This is a genomic window from Sporosalibacterium faouarense, from assembly GCF_016765695.1.
Classification (GTDB): domain Bacteria; phylum Bacillota; class Clostridia; order Tissierellales; family VENL01; genus Sporosalibacterium; species Sporosalibacterium faouarense.
The window spans coordinates 1-23,559 of record NZ_JAETGO010000008.1 but is presented as its reverse complement, the minus strand read 5'-3'; the positions used below and the strand labels follow the sequence as shown (position 1 = coordinate 23,559).

Annotated in this window: 27 protein-coding genes; 2 read left to right on the top strand and 25 right to left on the bottom strand. The window is 30.4% G+C overall.

What is annotated here, in order from left to right; translation table 11 throughout:
- Nucleotides 1–131: 131 nt before the first annotated feature.
- The 15 genes from scfA to JMO20_RS01015 all read right to left on the bottom strand — a co-directional run bounded on the left by scfA (nt 132) and on the right by JMO20_RS01015 (nt 11,492).
- The gene (gene scfA, locus JMO20_RS01085; RefSeq protein WP_202707305.1) at nt 132–272 is read right to left on the bottom strand and encodes a six-cysteine ranthipeptide SCIFF; all 141 of its coding nucleotides are present in this window, start codon (nt 270–272) and stop codon (nt 132–134) included.
- 64 nt (nt 273–336) lie between these two features.
- Nucleotides 337–726 carry a TIGR04086 family membrane protein gene (locus tag JMO20_RS01080; protein ID WP_202707304.1) on the bottom strand — a complete coding sequence of 130 codons (390 nt, stop codon included), beginning with the start codon at nt 724–726 and terminating at the stop codon, nt 337–339.
- Between the two features lie 125 nt (nt 727–851).
- Complete coding sequence (gene yajC / locus JMO20_RS01075; protein ID WP_202707303.1) at nt 852–1,121, bottom strand: preprotein translocase subunit YajC; 270 nt, start codon at nt 1,119–1,121, stop codon at nt 852–854.
- A 72-nt stretch (nt 1,122–1,193) separates the two neighbouring features.
- Nucleotides 1,194–2,312 carry a tRNA guanosine(34) transglycosylase Tgt gene (tgt, locus tag JMO20_RS01070; protein WP_202707302.1) on the bottom strand — a complete coding sequence of 373 codons (1,119 nt, stop codon included), beginning with the start codon at nt 2,310–2,312 and terminating at the stop codon, nt 1,194–1,196.
- An 11-nt stretch (nt 2,313–2,323) separates the two neighbouring features.
- Nucleotides 2,324–3,349 (bottom strand): tRNA preQ1(34) S-adenosylmethionine ribosyltransferase-isomerase QueA, encoded by a 1,026-nt coding sequence (gene queA / locus JMO20_RS01065; protein ID WP_202707301.1) that lies wholly within the window; start codon nt 3,347–3,349, stop codon nt 2,324–2,326.
- Between the two features lie 12 nt (nt 3,350–3,361).
- A complete protein-coding gene (locus JMO20_RS01060) occupies nt 3,362–4,978 on the bottom strand; it encodes a SpoIID/LytB domain-containing protein (RefSeq protein ID WP_202707300.1) in 1,617 nt (538 codons plus the stop codon).
- Between the two features lie 59 nt (nt 4,979–5,037).
- Nucleotides 5,038–5,253 carry a DUF2905 domain-containing protein gene (locus tag JMO20_RS01055; protein ID WP_202707299.1) on the bottom strand — a complete coding sequence of 72 codons (216 nt, stop codon included), beginning with the start codon at nt 5,251–5,253 and terminating at the stop codon, nt 5,038–5,040.
- Nucleotides 5,254–5,262: 9 nt separating this feature from the next.
- On the bottom strand, nt 5,263–6,273 hold the full coding sequence (gene ruvB / locus JMO20_RS01050) for a Holliday junction branch migration DNA helicase RuvB (protein ID WP_202707298.1): 1,011 nt from the start codon (nt 6,271–6,273) through the stop codon (nt 5,263–5,265).
- 16 nt (nt 6,274–6,289) lie between these two features.
- Nucleotides 6,290–6,880 carry a Holliday junction branch migration protein RuvA gene (gene ruvA / locus JMO20_RS01045; protein WP_202707297.1) on the bottom strand — a complete coding sequence of 197 codons (591 nt, stop codon included), beginning with the start codon at nt 6,878–6,880 and terminating at the stop codon, nt 6,290–6,292.
- A gap of 13 nt (nt 6,881–6,893) precedes the next feature.
- Entirely contained in the window at nt 6,894–7,388 is a 495-nt protein-coding gene (gene ruvC, locus JMO20_RS01040) for a crossover junction endodeoxyribonuclease RuvC (protein ID WP_202707296.1), read from the bottom strand.
- A gap of 157 nt (nt 7,389–7,545) precedes the next feature.
- Nucleotides 7,546–8,160, bottom strand: coding sequence for a BofC C-terminal domain-containing protein (locus tag JMO20_RS01035; protein WP_202707295.1), 615 nt, complete (start codon nt 8,158–8,160; stop codon nt 7,546–7,548).
- 53 nt (nt 8,161–8,213) lie between these two features.
- Complete coding sequence (locus JMO20_RS01030; RefSeq protein ID WP_202707294.1) at nt 8,214–8,948, bottom strand: hypothetical protein; 735 nt, start codon at nt 8,946–8,948, stop codon at nt 8,214–8,216.
- Between the two features lie 98 nt (nt 8,949–9,046).
- Entirely contained in the window at nt 9,047–9,673 is a 627-nt protein-coding gene (locus JMO20_RS01025; RefSeq protein ID WP_202707293.1) for a hypothetical protein, read from the bottom strand.
- A gap of 204 nt (nt 9,674–9,877) precedes the next feature.
- On the bottom strand, nt 9,878–11,095 hold the full coding sequence (locus JMO20_RS01020; protein WP_202707292.1) for a CD0519/CD1768 family membrane protein: 1,218 nt from the start codon (nt 11,093–11,095) through the stop codon (nt 9,878–9,880).
- Nucleotides 11,096–11,255: 160 nt separating this feature from the next.
- Complete coding sequence (locus JMO20_RS01015) at nt 11,256–11,492, bottom strand: YkoF family thiamine/hydroxymethylpyrimidine-binding protein (protein ID WP_202707291.1); 237 nt, start codon at nt 11,490–11,492, stop codon at nt 11,256–11,258.
- A gap of 237 nt (nt 11,493–11,729) precedes the next feature.
- Between JMO20_RS01015 and JMO20_RS01010 the strand changes: the two genes are divergently transcribed.
- Nucleotides 11,730–12,401 (top strand): BON domain-containing protein, encoded by a 672-nt coding sequence (locus JMO20_RS01010; RefSeq protein WP_202707290.1) that lies wholly within the window; start codon nt 11,730–11,732, stop codon nt 12,399–12,401.
- A 110-nt stretch (nt 12,402–12,511) separates the two neighbouring features.
- On the opposite strand, the gene JMO20_RS01005 is transcribed toward JMO20_RS01010, so the two are convergent.
- From JMO20_RS01005 to JMO20_RS00980, 6 genes are all read right to left on the bottom strand, one after another.
- Complete coding sequence (locus JMO20_RS01005; protein ID WP_202707289.1) at nt 12,512–13,195, bottom strand: queuosine precursor transporter; 684 nt, start codon at nt 13,193–13,195, stop codon at nt 12,512–12,514.
- A gap of 2 nt (nt 13,196–13,197) precedes the next feature.
- Entirely contained in the window at nt 13,198–13,971 is a 774-nt protein-coding gene (locus JMO20_RS01000) for an acyl-CoA dehydratase activase (RefSeq protein WP_202707288.1), read from the bottom strand.
- Nucleotides 13,971–14,969 carry a 2-hydroxyacyl-CoA dehydratase family protein gene (locus JMO20_RS00995; RefSeq protein ID WP_202707287.1) on the bottom strand — a complete coding sequence of 333 codons (999 nt, stop codon included), beginning with the start codon at nt 14,967–14,969 and terminating at the stop codon, nt 13,971–13,973. Before JMO20_RS00995 ends, JMO20_RS01000 begins: the two co-directional genes overlap by 1 nt.
- A gap of 179 nt (nt 14,970–15,148) precedes the next feature.
- Nucleotides 15,149–15,685, bottom strand: a complete 537-nt coding sequence (locus tag JMO20_RS00990) for a hypothetical protein (RefSeq protein WP_202707286.1) — start codon at nt 15,683–15,685, stop codon at nt 15,149–15,151.
- A 31-nt stretch (nt 15,686–15,716) separates the two neighbouring features.
- Complete coding sequence (locus tag JMO20_RS20550; protein ID WP_202707285.1) at nt 15,717–16,319, bottom strand: DnaJ domain-containing protein; 603 nt, start codon at nt 16,317–16,319, stop codon at nt 15,717–15,719.
- A complete protein-coding gene (locus JMO20_RS00980; protein WP_202707284.1) occupies nt 16,303–17,190 on the bottom strand; it encodes a DUF5685 family protein in 888 nt (295 codons plus the stop codon). The genes JMO20_RS20550 and JMO20_RS00980 overlap by 17 nt, the downstream gene beginning before the upstream one ends.
- A gap of 371 nt (nt 17,191–17,561) precedes the next feature.
- Here JMO20_RS00980 and glnA point away from each other — a divergent pair, with 371 nt between their 5' ends.
- Nucleotides 17,562–18,929: a type I glutamate--ammonia ligase gene (gene glnA, locus JMO20_RS00975; RefSeq protein ID WP_202707283.1), complete on the top strand. Its 1,368-nt coding sequence runs from the start codon at nt 17,562–17,564 to the stop codon at nt 18,927–18,929.
- Between the two features lie 183 nt (nt 18,930–19,112).
- On the opposite strand, the gene map is transcribed toward glnA, so the two are convergent.
- The 4 genes from map to JMO20_RS00955 all read right to left on the bottom strand — a co-directional run bounded on the left by map (nt 19,113) and on the right by JMO20_RS00955 (nt 23,141).
- Nucleotides 19,113–19,859 (bottom strand): type I methionyl aminopeptidase, encoded by a 747-nt coding sequence (gene map, locus JMO20_RS00970; RefSeq protein ID WP_202707282.1) that lies wholly within the window; start codon nt 19,857–19,859, stop codon nt 19,113–19,115.
- A gap of 340 nt (nt 19,860–20,199) precedes the next feature.
- Complete coding sequence (locus tag JMO20_RS00965; protein WP_202707281.1) at nt 20,200–20,847, bottom strand: DUF4397 domain-containing protein; 648 nt, start codon at nt 20,845–20,847, stop codon at nt 20,200–20,202.
- 96 nt (nt 20,848–20,943) lie between these two features.
- The gene (gene rnhA, locus JMO20_RS00960; protein WP_202707280.1) at nt 20,944–21,393 is read right to left on the bottom strand and encodes a ribonuclease HI; all 450 of its coding nucleotides are present in this window, start codon (nt 21,391–21,393) and stop codon (nt 20,944–20,946) included.
- 152 nt (nt 21,394–21,545) lie between these two features.
- Complete coding sequence (locus JMO20_RS00955; protein WP_202707279.1) at nt 21,546–23,141, bottom strand: DUF6056 family protein; 1,596 nt, start codon at nt 23,139–23,141, stop codon at nt 21,546–21,548.
- Nucleotides 23,142–23,559: the final 418 nt, after the last annotated feature.

Below are 23,559 nucleotides of genomic sequence, written 5' to 3'. Positions count from 1 at the left end.
CAATGAAAAAATAAAAAAACGAGTCGAGCTCGCATTTTGTCTCTTTTTAATTGACTAAGCTATTTCCTTTCTTAGTCAATTAAAAAGCAGTGGACTCTTCCACTACTTTTCTGTACTTAGTTATGTACATATTAATTATTTTCACAGCTTTGATTTCCTACTGTACATGAAGTCTTACATGCTGATTGGCAAGAAGTTTGACATTCCCCACATCCGCCTTTTGCAATAGTACTCTTATGACTCTTTCTAGTTAGTGTTTTAATATGCTTCATGATATTCCTCCTTATCCAATTCCTTCTTTAAGATTATAACACAAAGCTATTATGAAATAAAGAATTATCTAAGATTAATTCCTATCATTCCTGCTATTGAACCAGTAATTAAGGCAACAATGATTCTAAATAGCAAATAAATGTCTATATCAAACGAGTCTACAAATATTGCTCCTAAAATCATTATAATTAAGATATAAATTAATCCTACTCCAGCGCCGTTTAGCCAGCCCATACGGTCAGACTTTAATGACACGTAAATAGCTCCAAAGGCTATACTTACTATCATTATTATAGAATTTATTACTGGAATAATTCCTTCAGATAAGCTTGTAAAAGTTAATATTACTGCTAGTATTATAACAAAAATTATAGACGTAATAACGCTAAATCCTACAGCCTTCAATAAGGTTATTGGATAACTACTTTGGTTTTTTCCTGAATTATAACTCATAGCTTCACCCCCAATTTTCCTTATTGAATACTTATTCAAATCTCAGCTAAATATTCCTAAAAAATAAAAAAGAACATTTAAAAAGAGATTTTCTAAATTAGAAAATCTCTTTCATAAAATATACATTATTTGTCGTCATTATTTACAACAGTTCCAATTGCCCATTTAGTGATATTCATTTTGAACTTATCAGCACCAACCTCGACTGTAACTACGTCTTCCTTAATTTTTAGAACCTTTCCATAGATTCCTCCAATTGTTGTGATTTCATCACCAACCTTAAGGCTATTTCTCATTTCATTTATTTGCTTATTCTTTTTTTGTTGCGGTCTAATAACTAAAAAATAGAACACTGCTAATAAAAGTATTGGAAAAATTAAACTAGTGTATTGCATCCTACACCCCTCCTTTCTCTCTTCTCTTATATTCAATACTTTTCTCTAAAATCCTTTTTTTATTTTAAAAATCTACTCAATATATCCGTATTTTCTATAAAATTCATCTCTATATTCCATAAGTCTATCTTCTTTGATAGCTACTCGAATATTTTCCATGAGCTTTACTAAAAAGTGCAAATTATGGATAGTAGTTAGTCTTGCCCCCAATATTTCATTAACATTAATTAAATGTCTTATATATGCCCTTGAGTAGTTCTTACATGTATAGCAATCACACTCAGGATCAAGCTTACTAAAATCTCTTTTATATTTTGCATTCCTTACAACTAATCTTCCTTGACTAGTAAGAGCAGTTCCATTCCTCGCTATACGAGTAGGCAAAACACAATCAGCCATGTCAATACCCCTAATCACAGCTTCAAATAAATAATCTGGACTTCCTACTCCCATTAAATATCTAGGTTTATTCTTTGGTAGTAATGGAGTTGTATACTCTAATACTTCATTCATTAGCTCTGGAGGTTCACCTACACTTAGTCCACCTACTGCATATCCTGGAAAATCTAATTCTAATAACTCTCTAGCACTTTGTTCCCTTAAATCCTTATACATGCCTCCTTGAACAATTCCAAATAAAGCTTGCTTATCAGGATTTTTATGGGCATCAATACATCTCTTTGCCCACCTAGTAGTACGTTCTAGAGAATTCTTAACATATTCTCTATCACTAGGATAAGGAGCGCATTCATCAAAGGCCATAATAATATCTGCTCCTAGAGAGTTCTGTATTTCAATAGATTTCTCAGGTGATATAAAATGCTTAGATCCATCTATATGTGACCTAAATTCTACTCCCTCTTCTTTAATCTCACGTAAATCTCCAAGACTAAATACTTGGAAGCCCCCACTATCTGTTAGAATTGGACGATCCCAATTCATAAACTTATGTAATCCTCCAGCTTCCTCAACCAAGTCATGACCAGGTCTCATGTATAAATGATATGTATTAGCTAATATTATTTGTGAATTTATATCTTTTAACTCCTCCGGCGTCATAGCCTTAACAGTAGCTTTTGTTCCTACAGGCATAAAGATAGGTGTCTCAATTTCACCATGGGGAGTAGTTATTTTTCCTAATCTTGCATTGCAATCACTTGCTTCTTTTATTAGTTCATATTTTATTGCCATAGTTCTTCCTCCTATTTAATTAACATTGCATCGCCTAGACTAAAAAATCTATATCTTTCTTGGACGGCTATGTCATAAGCTTTCAATACATTTTCTCTATCAGCAAGAGCACTAACTAGCATAATTAAAGTCGACTCAGGTAGATGAAAATTTGTAATTTGTTTATCAATTATCTTAAATTTATATCCAGGATATATAAATATATCTGTCCATCCTGACTGTGGTACAACCTTTCCTTCATCTGTACCAATAGATTCTAAAGTTCTCGTAGTCGTAGTTCCTACAGCAAAAACTTTCCCACCCTTCTCTTTCACTTCATTTATTGTGTTAGCAGTTTCCTCAGTCACTTCAAAGTATTCAGAGTGCATAGGATGGTCTTCAATATTTTCTTCTTTTACTGGCCGAAATGTTCCTAATCCAACATGTAAAGTTATATATTCAACCTTTACACCCTTAGATTTTATTCTTTCTAATAATTCATGGGTAAAATGTAATCCAGCTGTTGGAGCTGCTGCTGATCCTTCTTTTTTAGAATAAACAGTTTGATATCTTTCCTTGTCTTCTAACTTTTCAGTAATATATGGAGGTAACGGCATTTCACCTAATTCGTCTAATATTTCTTCAAATATTCCTTCATAATCAAATTTTATTATTCTACCACCACTTTCAGTATTATCAACTATTTCACCCTTTAGCTTTCCATCACCAAAAATGACCTTCTGCCCTATTTTTGCCTTTTTCCCAGGTTTAACTAAAGTTTCCCATTTGCATTTATCTATTCTTTTCAACAATAGAAATTCAATTTTTCCACCAGTTTTAGCTTTTTCACCAAATAGTCTAGCAGGAATTACTCTTGTATTATTTAATACTAAGCAATCACCTTCATGAAAATAATCAATAATATCCTTAAAAACCTTATGTTCTATTTCTCCCGTTTCTTTGTCTAAAACCATTAGTCTTGATTCTGATCTTTTCTCTGAGGGATGCTGTGCTATTAGCTCCTCAGGTAAATCATAATAAAAATCTTTTTTCTTCATTTGCATCATCCTTTACTCAACTTTTGCATCTGTATAATAATATTCTAATATTTCTTCATAATTATATCCTTCTTCAGCCATTTTTTTTGCTCCCCATTGACTCATACCTAGTCCATGTCCCCATCCATGTCCTTCAAATATATATTGAGTAGGAATTGCAGGTATAGTCTCTTTATTCTTGCCATTAGTCACATATAACATTGGATTATCTCTAGAAATCAAATCTCTATTAGCAATTTGAGTTCCTTCTGCAGTTATTATTGACGCTTCTCCAAGGGACATTTTTGTTGGCTTTGATCCTGATGCCCCTAATACGTAAGCTTCTCCATTTGATTTAGTACTAAACATAGTGCTTTTTAATGAATTATATCCCAATACTCCCCTTGCTCCGTCCTTCTCTAAAATATGTACTCCTTCTGTTCCCTTTATTGCAAGTTTAAGAACCCTATCATTATTGGAATACTCTAATACGTCAATAGCTAAAATTTCTCCAACGTTCACGTCTATACTATTTAGCTTTTCCATTATTTCTTCTCTTGAGAGAACTAATTTCCAATTATCATTAGGAGCTCCTAAAGAGAATTTATCATCCACTCCCTTTAAGTAAGGTACAGGATTGCTCCACACATTCTCACTATCTTCAGTCTTGCCACCACTTGACGAGTGATAATATGTACTAATTAGTTTTCCGTCATACTTTATGACTTTTTCCAAAGTCTCATCTACAGCCTGATTACTTCTTATTTTTTCCCAACTATATCCTGCATATACCTGACAATGGGTAGTATCACATATGTCGTATCCTTCGTCTAAATGCTTACCCATGCTTATCAAAGCATAGTTCCTAGCTGCAACAGCTTGAGCCTTTAAAGCTTCAATTGGCCAATCACCAGACATTTCTCTAGGTACAACACCATATAGATATTTTTCAAGGTTAATATAATTTATAACTTTCAACTCATCCTCAATTCTGTTAAATGTAATAAATCCTCTATAACTTCTATCTCCTACCCCTATAATACTTTCTTCAAGCTCTTTGCCATATGGTCCAATATAGATTTGCTCCTTTGCATCAAAAATAATTACAATATTGCCTTTAGAATTTTCTAAAACAACTCTCTGTTTATTATCCTTTACTACATTTAGCTGAATTTGTAATTTATTATAAATTCTACTTATATCTTCTGAAGCATCTACTTCATTGGAGTACTGACCTATCCAAATCTTAAATACTCCATTTTCATAAACAGGGAATATGTCTATATTGTCAAATTTTAGTTGATTTAGCTTTGCTACTGCCTTTTCATATGAATCAAAGGTCTCTTTATACTCAATGTGGAATGGACCTGTTTGCTTATCAATATTCTGAAAATGATAATCTAGTCTTACTGTAGTCATAGTATCTACGAAACTAAATAATTCTTGAAAATCTTCTTTAAATGTTTTAACACTAAAACCTTTATTATTATATAGATTTATTTGCTTATCAGAAGTAATAGGGTAATTGAGACCTACTTTGATGTATCTAATGCTTTGATCGTCTTCTGTATCTCCATATGATATGCTTGTTAACCCTGAAAAAACTAATACTGCACAACATATAAGAGCTATTATTGACTTCTTGTCCATTTTTTGTCCTCCTTTTTTTACCCCTTTGCTTATACCAAGTATCATCTTAATCATTATATCTATAGTAATTTCTTAATAACATTAACTATTATTGTTAAAACAATACTTATTACTATCATAGTTACTACAGGAAAAAATACAGTGATATTACCCTTCTTAATTATGATATCTCCTGGTAATTTACCTAGACCAAACCTTTGACCAATAATCATTACAACCCCAATAACTACTAAGATAAAGCCTATAGTCAAAATTAATTTACCTATATTCTCCATACTCCACCTCTACTCATTAATAGGATCCATACCAAAATACTCATAACAAGCTTTTGTTACAACTCTTCCCCTTGGTGTCCTATTAATAAATCCTAGCTGTAGTAAGTATGGCTCATATACATCCTCAATTGTATTTCTCTCTTCCCCAGTTGAAGCAGCTAAAGTGTCTAGTCCAACGGGACCACCAGCAAATTTATTGATTACGGTAAGTATCATTTTTCTATCTACATTATCTAGCCCTAAAGGATCGATTTCTAACATTTCTAAAGCTTTATTTGCCACTTCTAAATTTATTTCCCCATCTTCAAGTACTTGAGCATAATCTCTAACTCTTTTAAGTAATCTATTAGCAATACGAGGTGTTCCCCTTGATCTCCTAGCTATTTCTAGAGCTCCAGCATCATCAATCTTAACCTTTAGTATTTTTGCAGATCTCTTAACAATTTCAGTTAAATTCTCATTGTTATAAAGATCTAATCTACATATAACCCCAAATCTATCCCTTAATGGGGAAGTTAAAAGACCAGCTCTAGTAGTAGCTCCAATTAAAGTGAATTTTGATAAGTCTAGCCTCACTGACCTCGCACTTGGTCCTTTACCTATTATAATATCAAGGGCAAAATCCTCCATAGCTGGATAGAGAATTTCCTCTACACTTCTATTCAATCTATGTATCTCATCTATAAACAAAACATCATTTTCTCCAAGATTAGTTAAAATTGCAGCCAAATCTCCTGGCCTATCTATTGCTGGACCAGAAGTAATTCTAATATTAACTCCCATTTCAGTAGCGATAATATTTGATAAAGTTGTCTTACCTAATCCTGGTGGCCCATATAACAAAACATGGTCCAATGATTCCTTTCTTCCTTTTGCAGCTTCTATAAAAATCTTTAGCTTTTCCTTTACTTTATCTTGTCCTACATACTCTCCCATATCTCGTGGTCGCAGGCTTGTTTCTATATCAAAATCCTCTTCTTGTACTTGTCTTGTAACGATCCTATTTTCCCTTTCTTCCATAAAAGCTCGCTCCTTTTTACATCTTTGCTAATTCCTTTAAAGCTTTCTTAATAACACCTTCTGTATCAAGTGCAGTTTTATCAATCTTGGAAAGCACCCTTGATATTTCATTTCTGTTATAGCCGAGTGAAACTAATGCAGCGGAAACTTCATCAAAATCACTTTCAATATCATTGCCAAAAACAACATTTTCTAAATCTACTTTATCATCAATTTTATCTTTTAGTTCCAGTATGACTCTATTTGCAGTTTTCTTTCCAATACCTGGAGCCTTAGTTAGAGTTGTTACATCATTATTAAATATGGCAATCTTAATATTTGATGGAGTCATTGTAGAAAGAACTCCCAACGCAACCTTTGGACCAATCTTAGAAACTTTTAATAATAGATTGAACATGTCTAGTTCTTCCTTTGTTGCAAAACCATATAGACTCATTTCATCTTCCCTTACATTAAGATAAGTATAAACCTTACAATTGTTAACATCCTTATTAAGATTACTTATTGAATTCTTAGATGTATGAATTAAATAGCCTATATTATTGTTTTCAACCACAACGTAATTATCTCCTATTTCCTCTATTTTGCCTTTTATATATTGAAACATTAATTTCCCTCCATTATTTAATTCTAAACTCATTTCTAAAATTACCAGAGTGAGCGTGACATATAGATACAGCCAAGGCATCTGCAACATCATCGGGTTTCGGTACAGATTTTAAATTTAGTAAAAGTTTAACCATCTCCTGTACCTGTTTTTTTTCAGCTCTGCCATAACCCACAACTCCTTGTTTTACCTGTAATGGGGTATATTCAAAAACATCAATTCCTCTATTAACGGCAGCCAATACTTGAACTCCTCTAGCCTGCCCGACATTTATGGCTGTCTTAACGTTTTTATTAAAAAACAATTCCTCTATTGCCACAGCATCAGGCTTATATCTATCAAGTAATTCTCCTAAATCATTATATAGTATTTTTAATCTATTAGGAAAGGTTTCTTTTGCTTCAGTTATAATTGCTCCATAATCTAAAACTTTAAAGTTATTTCCCTTATATTCTATAACACCATATCCTAATATAGCAATACCTGGGTCTAATCCTACAATAATCATCACATACGCTCCTTTAAATAGTTCATGTATTTTAGTGTGTACAAACATATATTCGATATTTCAGTAGGAATTCCTCTATATTATATCTTTTTTTAATATTTTTTTAAAGAATAGCTTGAAAATCATAAAAATATAAGCCAGGAGCTATTCTAAGCTCCTAGCTTATAAAATTTTCAAGGATATCTGATATTTCTTCCTCACTATTAACAATAATTCCTTCTTTAAGTTTTTGCTGGTCTGTAGCTTTTAACATGGATATAGGTGCATTTTCTAAGACCTTTTCCAAAACCTTATCTCCATCCTCATTAATTTTATATATTGCTATTTTCCCATCTTCTACTCCAATAACAAAATGATTCGGACACAATTGATCTTTATCAATTTCGATTACTACCTTCTCAGTCGAAAATGAAACAACTCTCCAATTAGAATGACTTCGATTAATTAATGCAACAAAACCTTCTTTATTCATGTTTACTATATCATTGCTAGGTCTACCTATTTTAGTAACTTTATCTCCGCATTTCAAATAGTAAATTACATATTCTATTGTAGTGTTTGGTGAAATATAATTTTCATCCCTCTTTATTAAAGGTAAGTCATCAGACAAAATATCACCTTTATCTAACATTCCCTGTAATTCTTCATTAGGAGTATTCGGTTTTGCATCTTTATTCAGCCTTTTACCTGCAAGATTATAACCATAGGCAAAGCCAATAATAGTCAAAATGACACAGAGTATACTTATGGTAAATATATACTTTTTCTTCATAATATCCCCTCCTAAGGTATCTAAAAGGATATTATTTCCAAAACAAGTCTTTTTTATACGTATCTCTTGATTACTCTATCATTTATTGCCATCCAGCATGATTCTTTGTATATATTCTTTAGATTCTTAATTAAGAGTTTCACTATTGAATGATATACCTTATCTAACTCTTCTTCTTCCATTTTATAACTAACCTCGTTTATGTTAAAACTTTCTGAGTATATGTCCATTTTCAATTGTTTATCTATATATTCATCTATATTCTCTAGCTTCTTCTTTATAATCTTATTAGCAAACGTATATACAAGAGTTTCTATATATCTGTTTTTTCTCTCCTTATTTTCAATCTCATCTCTTAATTTTTTTCTTAATTCTTTAATTTCAGAATTTCCACTTATAAAGTGAAATAAAGCATTATTTTTGTAAATTCCTTCTATTCCTAAAATCTCAATAGCTTTCTTTTCTAATATATTGACCCATCTACTATCATTATATCCAGATTTGTACCCCTCAAGGTAAAAACAAAGCTCTATCCTATTAATATCCTCATGTATGAGACAACTAATATTTTGAGCAAAATCTTCTTTATTTTCTTTATTACTTAATATATATTTAATTCTTCTCTTAATACTTTTACGACATATATATTGAGGGTAAATATTACTAATATTTTCCTCTAAATCGTATAAGGCTAAAAGAATATAAATAGAATTTATATCATTGTTATATAAAAATTTGTTTTTTAACCCATCATATAATTCCCAAAGCTTTATAGGTTCTGTCGCCATATAACCTTACCTCCCGTTAGAAATTATTACCAAATATTTGGAAGGTTATAACATTAATATTTAGATATCAATGTTCTAAAACCACTGACCCAAATTTATTATTGCAGTAATTCATGTAATATCTCTTCAAAGCTAGTCCCTTTTCCAAATTCATAGGTTCCAGGCTTAAGTTTTTTCTCAGCTCTATTCTCTAAAATATAATCGTTAAGTCCTTTTTTATCATCAATAACACCTTTATCATAAAGCTTATGCACTATCTCTTCACTTGAGTCTCCCCAATAAATTCTAATTGTAATAAGCTCTTCTTCATCTTCGACCCTGACAGTATTGTCTTCATCTTTTTGATCGTCATCTTCTTCTTGCTGACTTTCATCATTAGAATTATCTACTATTTCATCTTCATTATCTTCAACATCATCTTGTTTTAATCCCTCAGTATTATTTTCATTTGTTTGATCTTCCCCTTCAGTGCCTAGATCATCCGACTGTCCTTCATTTTTTGTGTCTTTTCCTTCATCAGCTTCTTCGTCGATATCGAAATCCGAATCATTTTCATTAGTCTCTTTGTTTTTAGCATCTTCAAGCTTTATTGCAGCAGCTTTTTCTAGTATTTCATCATCAGTATACTCCATATATTTATATTCTATCTTGGGATTTAAAATAAAAAAAGTTCCGCCTAGAACTAATCCAATTCCTAATCCTAAAATAATATAATAAAACTTCATTGTCCCTTTGCCCACTAATTAACATCTCCCCTAGCTTAATATGATATATCAATTTTCATCAAATTAACAGAATAAAAATAGTCTTTTCTACAATTTTATCATCTTTTTTCTATTTTTTAAAGAAAAAAGAAAAAATCGGTCTTAAGACCGATTTAATATTTTAGTAAATTGTATATAAATTTCCTTCACTTAACTGTATTTCAATTATAAAACCGACTGTATATAATTTATAAGCAATAAAATAAAATGAGCAGAAATTCCTGCTGCTAAACCTCCAACTACATGACTTCTAATTCCTTTAGATATCAACTTTCTATGTCCTAGAGAATCGAGCATTGCAACATGAGTGCTTAAAAATCCACTCCAACACATCCCCATTGCTGTGAATACTGCTATTTCATTTCCTCCTATTATACCAGTATCCAAAAATTTTGGAATTAAACTTAAAGCTGCACCAACTGCTCCCAATGCAGTTATTGGAAATGCTATAGATTCAGGATTCTCAAATCCTAATAATGGTTTTAACAGAAAAGAAAAGAAATCTCCTATCTTAGGTAGTAATTCTACGCCTTCATAAGCAAGTCCTTGATAACCAACTGTTGGATCTGATGGACCAAATGTTAATATCATAACAATAGTACAAATAACTAATACTCCTGGTATAATACTTAACCCAATGTCTACTCCAAGTTTTCCACCCTCTAGAAATGATCCTAAAAATCTTTCAAAGAAGGTACCCTCTGTCTGCTCTATTAGATTAGAAGCGATTTCCTCTCTTCTTTCAACGAAATTAGATGCCGCCAATTCATCATTTGATGTTTCTATGTTTTCTCTAATGATTGATGGATCCTTGATCATTTTATTGCCTAATTCCTTCTTAGCACTTTTGGCCATCAATCTTACACTAATTATACTTCCTATCACTGCACCAATATTTCCTATAACTGCTTCCTTAAGATAACCATACTTAATCATAAAAAAAGTAACAATTAATCCCATCCCAAAGGCCGTTCCTAAATTACATAGACAGGGAACTTCATGCTTTTTAAAATAACTGATATAATCTTCATCCTTAGCTAAAGAAATAATTGCTGGATTATCAGATAAATAAGTAGTTATAATTCCAAGAAAAGCTACTCCCGGCATATTAAATAGTGGTCTCATTAAAGGAGAAAATATTTTGTTCAATAATCGAACTAGTCCAAACTCCATAGCTAGTTTTCCAAATGCCCCTGCCAAAACAGCAATAGCCATTATATAGAACACAGTATCGACTAAAAGTCTATATGCAGTAGCCATAATTGTGGAAAACATTTTATCAATTCCCATTTTATATCCCAAATATCCAAAGAACAATGAGACAATTACTATGAAAATAATGGTATCAGTATTGGCATTACCCTTTCTTTTTTTACTAGGCATGATATTTTGCAATGCTGTCACCTCTTTCGAGTTATTTTTAATCCCTCTCCATTATACAAATCTGAGATTGTTCAAGCAATAAGTATAATATGGATTTTTTTTAAGTTTTCTTAATATATTGTAAATTAAAAAAAGACTCCTTTAAAGGAGCCTTTAAATCCTAGTCACAAGCATTTGAAAATGTAACAACCATGCTTACTTCTCCACCAGATTCTGCTTCATTAAACATTGCCTCAATACTATTAAATACTTCTGATTTAGTTCCTGTTATTAAGGTACTCATAGAATTTACTGAATATTGAACATTCGTACCATTTAGAGTATTAATTGAGTTGTTAATCACATTTGTTGCATGGGATGTCTTTAAAGGATAAACTGCTACTTCTGCTGTTATCATAAATATATCACCTCTTATTTCTTTTAACTAATAATATTATTTAAAATTAAACACCATAATATTCATTGGGGAAAATATTATAAGTGTGGTAATTTTATAATAAAAACCCATAAATAATTTAAGTATTAAAATCACTTTCATTAAATTTTTTCAAATATTTTGTTTTTCTAATATTTTAATCCATTATGGCAAAGATAATTACAAAATATAAATTAGTTTCTTTGAAAGGAGAGCATTATGGACATTAAAAATAAAACTACCCATTTGACTCAAGATGAGCTTATAGTTGACCATGTTAAAGATCAATTAGAGGAGGAAATGCAAGGTTCAGCTATGGATATTAATGTAGCGTGTAGAGATGGTAGTATTCAATTATCGGGCATGGTAGATGTTTTAGCTGAGAAAAAATTTGCTGAAGAAGTTACAAGGGGAGTTGATGGAGTTAGAAGAGTTGAAAATGGCCTTACTGTCTGCATGGATGGACAAATCAATGATAGACATATGGAAAAAGAAATAAGAGACAATCTCTTCACATCTGAGTCTAAAAATAGCGTCGGTAGAGTTGGAGTTAAAGTCAATGATGGGGTAGCTAGTTTAGTTGGTCATACTAGAACCCTAAAGGACGCCCACCTAGCTATGGCAATAGCTTCAAAGGTTAGAGGAGTAAAGGATGTAGTCAATAATATTAATATAACAACTGTAGGTGAATATGACGATGTCACAATAAATAATACCATTCATCAAAGAATAGGTAATAATGATATTGCTTGTGATGTCAACAATGGAATTGTACATCTTATAGGATTTGCCAATAATAGAAGTGAAGTAGAATTTGCTAGAGAAGTGGCAATGGATGTAGAAGGAGTTAGAAAGGTTAGAAATAGAGTTAAAATAAGGAAAGATAGCTAGTTTAGTATTTAAAAATACATTAACTTAAGTTAATTAGATAATACTATCTCTACTATTGAGAAGAAACAAAAAACTGTCACATAATGATAAAAATCATTATGTGACAGTTCCTAAATTTCTTTTACTACTTTTGCATTAACAGGTGTACTATCTGAATTAAGTTTTAACATTCTTCTAATTACTCCTACCATTATATAAACAATGGGAGTATCCGCAATTGCTATTATCAGCTTAATTATATATTGACTTATCATCATGTCAAAAATAACACTATTTGGAAGTACTCCATAGAAAGCAACTAATATAAAAATAACAGTATCAATTATTTGAGAAAACAAAGTTGATAGATTGTTTCTTAACCATAGATGCTTACCATTAGTCTTACCCTTCCAGAAATGAAATGCCCACACATCATGGTGCTGACTTACTAAATAAGCAAGCATACTAGCTATTACAATTCTAAAATTACTTCCCAAAATAAGAGAAAACTCTCCTTGATTCATCCAGTCTGGGGAAGAAGGCATTAAAATTGCTATCTTAATCATAATGGCTGAAATGATACTTACAATAAACCCTATTTTTATAATAAATTGAGTTTTCTCCTTTCCCCATATTTCTGATAAAGCATCAGAAATGGCAAAAGTTAAAGCATAACATAGTACTGCTGCTGGTGCAATCAACCCCCCCACCATTATTATCTTTCCTGCAATGATATTACTTACAACTAGTAAAGTTACAAATATACAGCTTAACAGAAAAAAAGCTTTAGTTTCTTTATTCATATTTTGTTCCATCCTTATCCCTCCACTTTATTTTTAATTTTATATCCATAATAACAACATCCAATAGCTCCATTAAATTGTGGTTCATCTAGATGTATTATTTCATCATAATCATTTCTCAAATATTGAACTAGTGCTTTATTTTTAGCAACTCCTCCAGTTAGTACCAGCCTTTCACCTTTAAATTTATTAAGTAATGGATGTAACCTCTTATAAAGTGAATAATTAACACCAGCACATAATCTATTAATTGTAATTCCTTCTGCAATTTTACCTATTAACTCTGATTCTGAGAATACTGCACAAGTAGAATTGAGTTCAACAGGATCTTTATAATAGTTAAAAAGCTCATCTAAAGGCACTTCTAGAACTTCTGACATATTCTCAAGATATCTACCACACGAAGCAGCACATTTATCATTAAGTTCAAGATCTGTTATTAATCCCTTTTCAACTTTAACAACTTTTACATCTTGTCCACCTACGTCTAACAAAATAAAATCCTTCATATCAGCTTGATATATTCCTCCATAAACATGGGCCTTGAGTTCATTTATAGCCTTAAAAGTCTTTAAGTCAGTATTATTTCTACCATATCCAGTTGAGACACCTAAATCGATATTTTTAATCCCCAATTTCTCAATATCTAAAATAATTCTGCCATCATAGTTACAAAAGTCCCTATAAAAAGTCATTGTACTCATTTTGAATTTCTCAACAATATTTCCATTCTCCATTAGAACAGTTTTTACTTCTCTACTACCTAAATCTATTCCTAAAACTCTCACTATTTCATCTCCTTTGAATCCAATAGCATGTCTAAAAATGCCTCTATTCTCAGTTTAGTTCTAGCATCTAAATGTGTTGATTTATCTCCTTCAATATTCAAAATGGGTATATCAATTTTTTCTTTAAATACTATATCTTCAATAGCCCTATGGCAAAAGGCTTGTGTATAGTGTATAATAGCATCTATTTCTCTCTCTTGAATTTCCTTCTTAATTACATCTAGTCTAAAGTTCAAATCAAATGGATAAGTGTAATTATAATATTGTTCATAAATATTCTGTGAAGCTTGAAACCTTGGAAATGCAAACTCTCTTTGTACTTCATTATAGACAAAGGTGGCATTAAATTCTTCAACAAAACTATATATATCTCCAGTCATTGGCGGAACTCCAATATACCCCAATCGTAACTTTTTATTTATTGGTTTTCTTTTCTTTATATCTAAAAGTTTCTTATTTAACATATCTTCAAACTCATCTACATTTCCATCAAAATCACTTAAACTTACCTGTAATAGATGGTTTTCAAAACCATTCACAATATTTTTTTTATAAGTAAGCTCATCTATTTCTGTGGTAATTAATCTTATCCTATTTAATCTTTTTCTTGTATGTTCAACCTCTTTATTTGTAACATTAAAAATTCTCATAAATTGATCAATAGATTCTTTTACCTTACCAATATCTCGTTCATGAGGATAGGCAAAAGGATAAACCTTAATACCCTTCATTTCTAAAACATCTATCAATCCTTTGGTATTGGAACAATCGCCTCCAATAACTCCAACTACTTCATCAATATCATTTAGTATGCATGCACCATATATTCCTTTAATCCATCCACAAAGATTTTTAGGAAATCCTGCTTTTTCTGCAATGTCTATACATTCTTCGTAATTCTCTGAAGTAATAAATGTATTATTTAAATCTACAACGCTATATCCAGCTGCTATGAGCACTTCTGAAGGTACAGTTGTTGTAATTCCTATTTTTTTCATATTTCATTTCCTTTCTAAATTTAAGCAATAAAAAAAGGGCATAAGAGCCCAATACAAAAACTACCTACCATCGGTAGTTGGCCCTAGTTTTGTTTAAAGACAGGATGGTTTCGAACTGTCCTATTAAATTTTACTGATTCAGTATAGCACAATATAGTTTAAATAACAAGTTTATATTTTTATATGATTCTATTTCTTATTTTATTATTATAGTAAGCTATTCCAATACTAAAGGCATAGTCATAAATAATAAATATGCCTTCAGCTATAAGAATGATTATCCATATTGGAATCTTTATTTTCAATTCACTCAATAATAATTTATCAGCAATAAAGTAAATTAAGTACATTACTATATTAAAGATACTCAGTTTAATAAACCATTCAAGCACTAGATTATTAATTCTTTCAACATAATACTTAACTATTGCATAATATCCAAAGAAGAGTATATAAGGTATAAGCGTAAGTTTATTATGTATCATAATTAATAGCAAAAATACTGATGATAAATAATTTAATATTGCAAACTTTACACCAAACTCAATTACAATAAAAGCTAAGAAAATTGAACTCAATCCAAAGAAAAATAGTTTATTAGTCGGCAATATGGATGCAAAATATACTGATACTAGTATTAATAAATTGACTATCCCGCCGTATGCAACCCTTTTAGCAACACTTGAACTCTTATTTGTTCCATTAGTATTGTTCATTTGCACATCATTCCCATTTCATTTTTACACCTTAACAACACTCAATAAGGTCTCCACCCATACATTCACAACAACAGTCACTGCAAATTAAACATTGACAAATTTCACAAGCAGCAGGGTCTCTTCTATAACCCCTACTATGTCCATATTCTCTATATGTATTACTTCTAAATGAAAGATTATTTAGAAGGGCTCTATATTCAGCATTGCTTGGATCCATATTTACAGCCCTTTTGATATAATTAATGGCTTGGTCATGCCAACCTTTTCTAAGTAAAATTACACCCTTTAAAAAATGCCACTCTGCATTTCTATTTGATATTTGCTCTAAGAGCTTTTCTGCTTGCCCTAAGCTCCCTCTGTTTATTAAATTTCTTATTTCCATAAAACTACTTTGATTATTGTTATTATGTGAGTAATCATTATTGTTTTCACGATATCCACTATTGTTATTTTTCATCAAAATATCATAGGCTTCATTTATTTCTTTTAATTTTTCTTCTGCTAAATCAGATAATGGATTATTAGCATATTGGTCTGGGTGATACTTTCTAACAAGTTTCTTATATGCTATTTTGATTTCCTCTTTACTAGCTCCTTTTTCAAGTCCTAGAACCTCATATGGATTTTTCACAATGTTCTGCCTCCCTAGTCCTAAATATTTGCTCCATTTTATATCTTGCTCCCATATAGATAATGTTTTCCAATATGTTTCTATGATGTTTTATATCTAAAAGTTCAAAGCTTTTAGCAATATTATCAAGAGTAAGAGTTAACGAAAATTCAATTTCACTCTTAATCCTATCTTTAAAGACTTTAATATTACTATTCTTATCGTATTTATACTGCAATAAAATAGGGTTATAACCATCTGCTTTAACATCTTCTTCAATATCATTATATGCATCTAAAATATATATCCATCTTCCTAAATTATATCCTAACCATTTTAATATCCTTATGGTTTCTTCATCCTCAATTAAATCAGATGCTGCTATTTCTTCCATAAGCTTTCCAAATGCATCTGCACTCTCATCAATTACATCACATTTTCTTTTTTCTAACTCACTAAGTCTTTCTAAACAATTTTTTATTGTTTGATATTTATGATTATATTTCCTTTTTGACTTCTTCAATGGTAATAAATAAGGAATAGTGGCTAGTAATGATTTAAATGATTTATCATCCTTCCAATCATCTATAAGCTTAAAGTATATCAATATAATACTTATATGCGATGTATAGATTAAATAATCATTAGTTTGAATCACTTTTTTCTTTTTTAAGGGATTTACAAAGCATCCTTCCATTTTCATTTGATCCCTCTTCTCATCAAGAGATGATAGTAAAAGACCCAGAAAATTAAGATCATAATTTAATCCAAACCTAGTTAGTTGATTAAATTCTTTGCCTAAAGACTTGCATAGTCCACAGTAATACCCTTTAAAAATCTCATACTCCTTTACCTTTAGTTCTCCTTTATAAGGTGTTATATATCCAAACAATTGTTTCCCTCTTTTCAAATCAATATAATACTATTTTAAATTAAACCCGATGAAATATCAATAGTACCTAATTTCAGATGTGTTCTTCCTTATTTTTCTAATTTTTTGCTGAGTATGTATCTTAAATCTATAATACTTGAATTATTGTATGAATTTACAACTTGATTTATCCTTAGAACACCTTTGACTACTCTAGGTGGCTATAGCTTGTTATAGGTTTTTTGATATATAAACCTATTTCTTATAGAATTAAGTTGGATGTTTTTTCGGAGGTGATTTATTTTTTAATTTTTAATAGCACGAACTTTATCAATGTCAAATGTATTTTAGAAAAAGTATTTTTAAAAAATGGAGGGAGTATTTAAACTATTATGGTTACTGTAGAATCAGACTTGTTTAGTAAAAGAAGAGCTGCGCTTAAAAAGAAAATTATTACCGAGGTAAAGGAACAAAATATTAAATTTATCAGATTGTTATTTACAGATATTTTTGGATTTTCAAAAAATGTTTCCATAACAACAGACGAATTAGAAAAAGCATTAGATGGAGAATTAATGTTTGATGGATCTTCCGTAGATGGATATGGTCGCATAGAAGAATCAGATATGTATTTAGTACCTGATTTAGACACTTTTCAACCTGTAACTTTAAGACCCGGTGCTGAAAAAGTTGCCCATATTTATTGTGATGTTTATGGAACTGATAAAAAGCCTTTTGAAGGATGTCCACGTCAAATTTTAAAAAGTGCTTTAGCAGAGGCTAAAGAATTAGGATATGATTTAAATGTAGGTCCTGAGGGAGAATTTTTCCTCTTCAATATAGATGATTCCGGCAATCCAATTGTGAATGATATACATGACAATGCAGGATATTTTGATTTATCGCCATTTGATCAAGGTGAAAAAACACGTAGAGATATAATATTAAAAATGAAACAATTAGGTTTTTCTATTGAAGCATCTCATCACGAAGTAGCTCCTGGACAGCATGAGGTAGACTTCAGATATAACGAAGCTCTAGATATTGCTGATAAATGGATGACCTTTAAATTGATTGTTAAGAATATTGCTCATAATCACGGTCTTTATGCATCTTTTATACCTAAACCTTTTTCAAAAGAAAGTGGTAATGCAATGCATTGTAATCAATCTTTAGTTAGAAATGGTAAGAATGTTTTTTACGATTCAAAAACTGATTCTGAATTAAGTAAAACAGCAGAATATTATATAGGTGGATTAATAAAACATGCAAAGTCTATAGCAGCTATATGTAATCCAACTATAAATTCATATAAAAGATTAGTTCCTTATTACGAGGCGCCAACAAATATTGCTTGGTCAGCTTCAAATAGATCTGCTTTTATTAGAATCCCAGATACTAGAGGAGCAGGAACTAGAGTTGAGTTAAGAACTCCAGACCCAACAGCCAATCCATATTTGGTATATGCAGTAATGCTTAAAGCAGGATTAGATGGAATTAAAAATAAAATTGAACCACCAAAAAGAGTCGATAAAAATATATATGATATGACTAAAGAAGAAAGAGAAGAATTTGAAGTAGAACAATACCCACGTAATCTTCAAGAGGCTCTAGATTATATGGAAAAGAGTTCCTTAGTTAAAGAAACACTGGGAGAGCATACATTTAATATATTCTTAAGAGAAAAAAGAAAAGAATGGATAGATTTTGATACTAAGGTTCATGATTGGGAAATAAATAAGTATTTATGTAAATACTAAATATAAAAAGTTAAGCCCTTGCTTCTAGCAAGGGCTTTTATCTTTCTTTAATTTTAACAATTTTATATTTATAATAAAAAATATTCTTGCAAAATTAAATTCCATATAAAAATGGCTTATCAGTTACTTTTCCTTTAAATTAAATAGTAAGTGGATGAATACTGAACTCACGATGATACAATACTATTGTTCTGTTAAAATCAACGGTCCATCCTTTGTAATTGCTATAGTATGTTCATATTGAGCTGAAAGGCTACCATCGAATGTTCTGGCAGTCCAACCATTATCTTCTAAGAAACATCTTCTAGACCCAGTATTAATCATTGGCTCTATTGTAAAGACCATCCCTTCCTTCAACCTAGGACCTCTACCTGGAGGCCCAAAATGTAGCACCTGAGGATCTTCATGAATATTTTGACCAATTCCATGTCCAATGAATTCCCTTACAATTGAATACCCTTGACTTTCTGCGAAACTTTGTATCTCGTGACTAATATCCCCTATCCTATTTCCGATGACTGCTTTATGAATTGCTCTATATAAGGATTCTTTAGTAATTTCCATTAGTTTCTTAGCTTCATCAGATATTTCGCCTACACCATATGACCAAGCTGAGTCTGCTAACCATCCATCGATATTCACAACCATATCTATAGTAACAATATCACCATCTTTTAATGGTTCTTTTCTAGGAAAACCATGACAAATTTCATCGTTTACAGAGGCACATGTGGCATATTTATATCCATTATATCCTTTTTGTGCTGCCTTTGCTTGATTCTCATTTAAAAACTTTTCAACAAATTGATCTATTTCCCAAGTAGTAATCCCTGGTTTAATTATCTTTGATATTTCTTTATGACAACTTGCTAAAAGTTTTCCTGACTTATGCATCTTTTCGATTTCTTTTTTAGTTTTAATTATAATCATACAAATATCACCATCCAGATTATTAATATGTCTATTTTTCTTATTTCAAATTCATCTACCATCTAATATGAAATAACTCTCTATTATATATCTATTCTATAAAGTCTAGTAAATTCCTATGTATATTAGCCCTACTTATTCTATATTATTTTTATGCTTATTTATAAATTATCCAATTTAAAGGCTTTATACAGTATTAGACCTTAATATTTTAAATTAAATCACTTTATAATTATTTTAACACTATTATTATCTATATTATCATAGAATCGATGCACCTGTATTTATATATAATCTTAATTAAAAAAATGAGCCTTTAAAAGGCTCAAGTAGTTACTAACTAAACATTTAAATAGGAATTCCCATCAAGTGGAATGAGTACTTGCAATGGTGGATTCCCTTCAACAAGGCCCACTGCGTAAATAGTGTAGAATCTATTCGGTTTCAAAGTGATATTGGGAACATACAATACTCTATCATCTGTACCTGCTGCAAATACATTAAAAGTATATGTTCCAGGATTTATAAGCTTATATTCTGTTACTCCTTTGTATGCTACGTTTGAAAATAACATATTATCATCACCAGTCTTTACATCAACATTTGGTGCTCCGGGTGATAAATGTACAAAACGAGCATATACTCTACCACTTGGTATTTGCTGTGGAGTATCAAGTATGGGGTATAAAGCAATGTTCTCAAGTTTATTAATAGCAGCAATTGTATATATTCCCCTTGGTGGAACGCGAATATCTGAATTAATTACAGGATTCTCCCTCTGTCCAGTTGGATAAACTTTAATATTATAAAGACCTGGGTCTAAGGGATAATATTCTGTAAAGTTTTTATATGTCAAATTAGTAGCGAGTATCTTGTCGTTTACATAGACGTCAACCCCTGGAGCATTAGGAGAAGCATGTAAAATTCGTGCGTAGGATTTCGTTTGCTGAATATTGTAGTCATCATAGTATCCATAATAGCCGTACATGTTTTCACACCTTTCATAATTATTAGTATAGCTATTATAGTATATGTATTGTTGTATAAAAAGGTTAACATGTACATAAAGACTATTGAATCCTTATTATAGATTTTCCATACCCTTATTAGCAAGTTGATCTGCTAGTTCATTTAACTCTACACCTGAATGTCCCTTTACCTTTATAAACTTAATATCATTAATTTCTTCGACTATATCCAGTAATTCTTCCCACAAATCCTTATTTTCAACTGGCTTTTTACTAGCATTTTTCCATCCATTTTGCCTCCATTTAACATACCATTTCTGATTCATACAGTTACATAAATAAGCCGAGTCTGTATATATTTCTACTGGAATATTTTTCTTTTTTAAGGCCTTTAATCCTTCGATACAACCTTTAAGCTCCATTCGATTATTAGTGGTATTTATTTCTCCACCATAAATCTCTTTTGTGTGTCCTTTATATGTTAATACTGCTCCATATCCTCCCTTATTCTCTTCATTCTGATTACCTGCACAAGCCCCATCAGTATAAATAATGATTTTTTCCATAGTAAATCCTCTCTTTCTATCCTTTTTCTCTAATTCAACTTTATCATTTATTAAGATAATATGTATAGTTTTTTATTTTACCTATATATTATTTTAACCTTAACGAGTAATTGGATGTTAACATAAACAAATAATATAGACAGCTTATTACATTAAGGTATGAATTTAACTGTTGTTTCTTGGTCTATTCCATAGTACATTTTCATTACTCTCATATGGTATGGATTAACATATGGATACGACCATCCATAATCATATAATGGCATTTTCTTCAAAATTATAGTTGTTCCTTTAGGGGCTCCTTCTTCAAAGTATTCTTCAATAACTTTTTCATTATATACATGAGCATAGTGATTTGTTCGATACCCATTAATATTACTTGAAATATATAAGAAAGTAATAGCTATTATTATTGTACCTGCTAGTATTGAATTAATATTCTTTATCCATTTTCTATAATTATAATGATTGTTTACAAATTCCATTCCCATTAATCCAAGGGAAATTAATACTAATTTAGTACTGCTAAAGTAAATACTTAGAATTACAACTATCATTATCCACATATATCTATTGTCCTTAAACTCTATTATTGTAGAAATTATTGGTATGAAAAATAGGATAATAGTACTAAGTAAAATTCGATATCCATATATAGGTGATACAATCATCATAATTTGTGCACCAAAACCAAGAATTAAACTAATTATAAAAATTTCGCTTTTTTCAACTATTAGTTTATCAAGACTTACATAAATGAGTCCTGCCATAAAAGCTAATATTCCCATTATAACAATAATTAGTGTATATTTATCTTCAATATCTACAGGCATTAGTCCAATATATTTTCCGCCTAAATTTAAAAATAATATAAAAAAGACACCATTTATTGCTATCAATAATTTACTAAAGAGATTATGTTTCTTTAATATTGATAAGCTAAGTATTACGCACATAATTAGTAGTAAAATATATACTTGTGTATCTTTATATAAAAACACTTTAAAAACAATATTCTTAATGTTGTCTAGCACACTATTATCAGATTTCTCTATCGACATACGTATTAGATTACCAGGTGCTAGAAATACTGTTAATCCACCTAATAATGAAAAAAACAAAGTTAAATAATGATTAAAATTTATATTATGCCTTTCAATAAATTTGGAATTTAAAATAAGCAATAATACGCCTCCAAAGGTTATTGCACTTCCTTGCTCTACTGTCATACCTGATATGAATCCAACCAATGGTAAGTACCAATATTTTTCGTTAGTATTGATGCTCTTTCTTAATAAATAGATAGTTAGTAGAGAAAGTAATATAGGGAGCAAATAGTTAAACGATCCATCTAACCAAAATACACTTTCTCTAGTAATATTGATACTTAACATTGAAAACAATAATATACCACTAGCTATTGCAATTTTGTAATTTTTCTCATCATTTGTTGCAAGCTTGGCAACTAATATAATTGTAGCAATAATCATAATTGGATTTACTATCATAAATAATTTGGTTTTAAAAAATAGCATAAGTGAAACAATAAAATGTACAAGAGCTCTACCATTTGTATACATATAATGATCCATATGTTTTTGCAAAAAATTACTTTGAAGGAACGTTCCATAATAATAATCGTCCCCATACATATGTATGAAAAAATGCTGGTAAACAAGTAATCCAAAGTAAATTATTAATATAATATAATGCCAATAATTCTTAATAGAATCTCGTAATCTACTCATATAGATCCCCCCGCTGTTAACATACTTCTGCAATATTGCAATATAGTATCTAAAATCGAAATTTTATACATTCGTTTATTATTAACATACATCTAAATTGTATTCTATTCATGAGACAAATAGCAAAGATAAGAGCTCGATATTATAAAATTTGCCTACAAATATATATTATAACTATCAAGAATTAATTACAACCTAAAATTTTACTCATTTGTTTATCAATACCACTATTTAAATTTTACCCTACTCAAAGTTAGTACAAAAAATACTCCCAATTAGAAAATGTAATTTTTACTAATTACACTATCTGCTTTGGAAGTATCATACTTATAAATCTCTTTTTTTCAAAAAAAATAACAATCCAGCGACGACCTACTCTCCCAGGCAGTTACCCACCAAGTACCATCAGCGCTGGAGG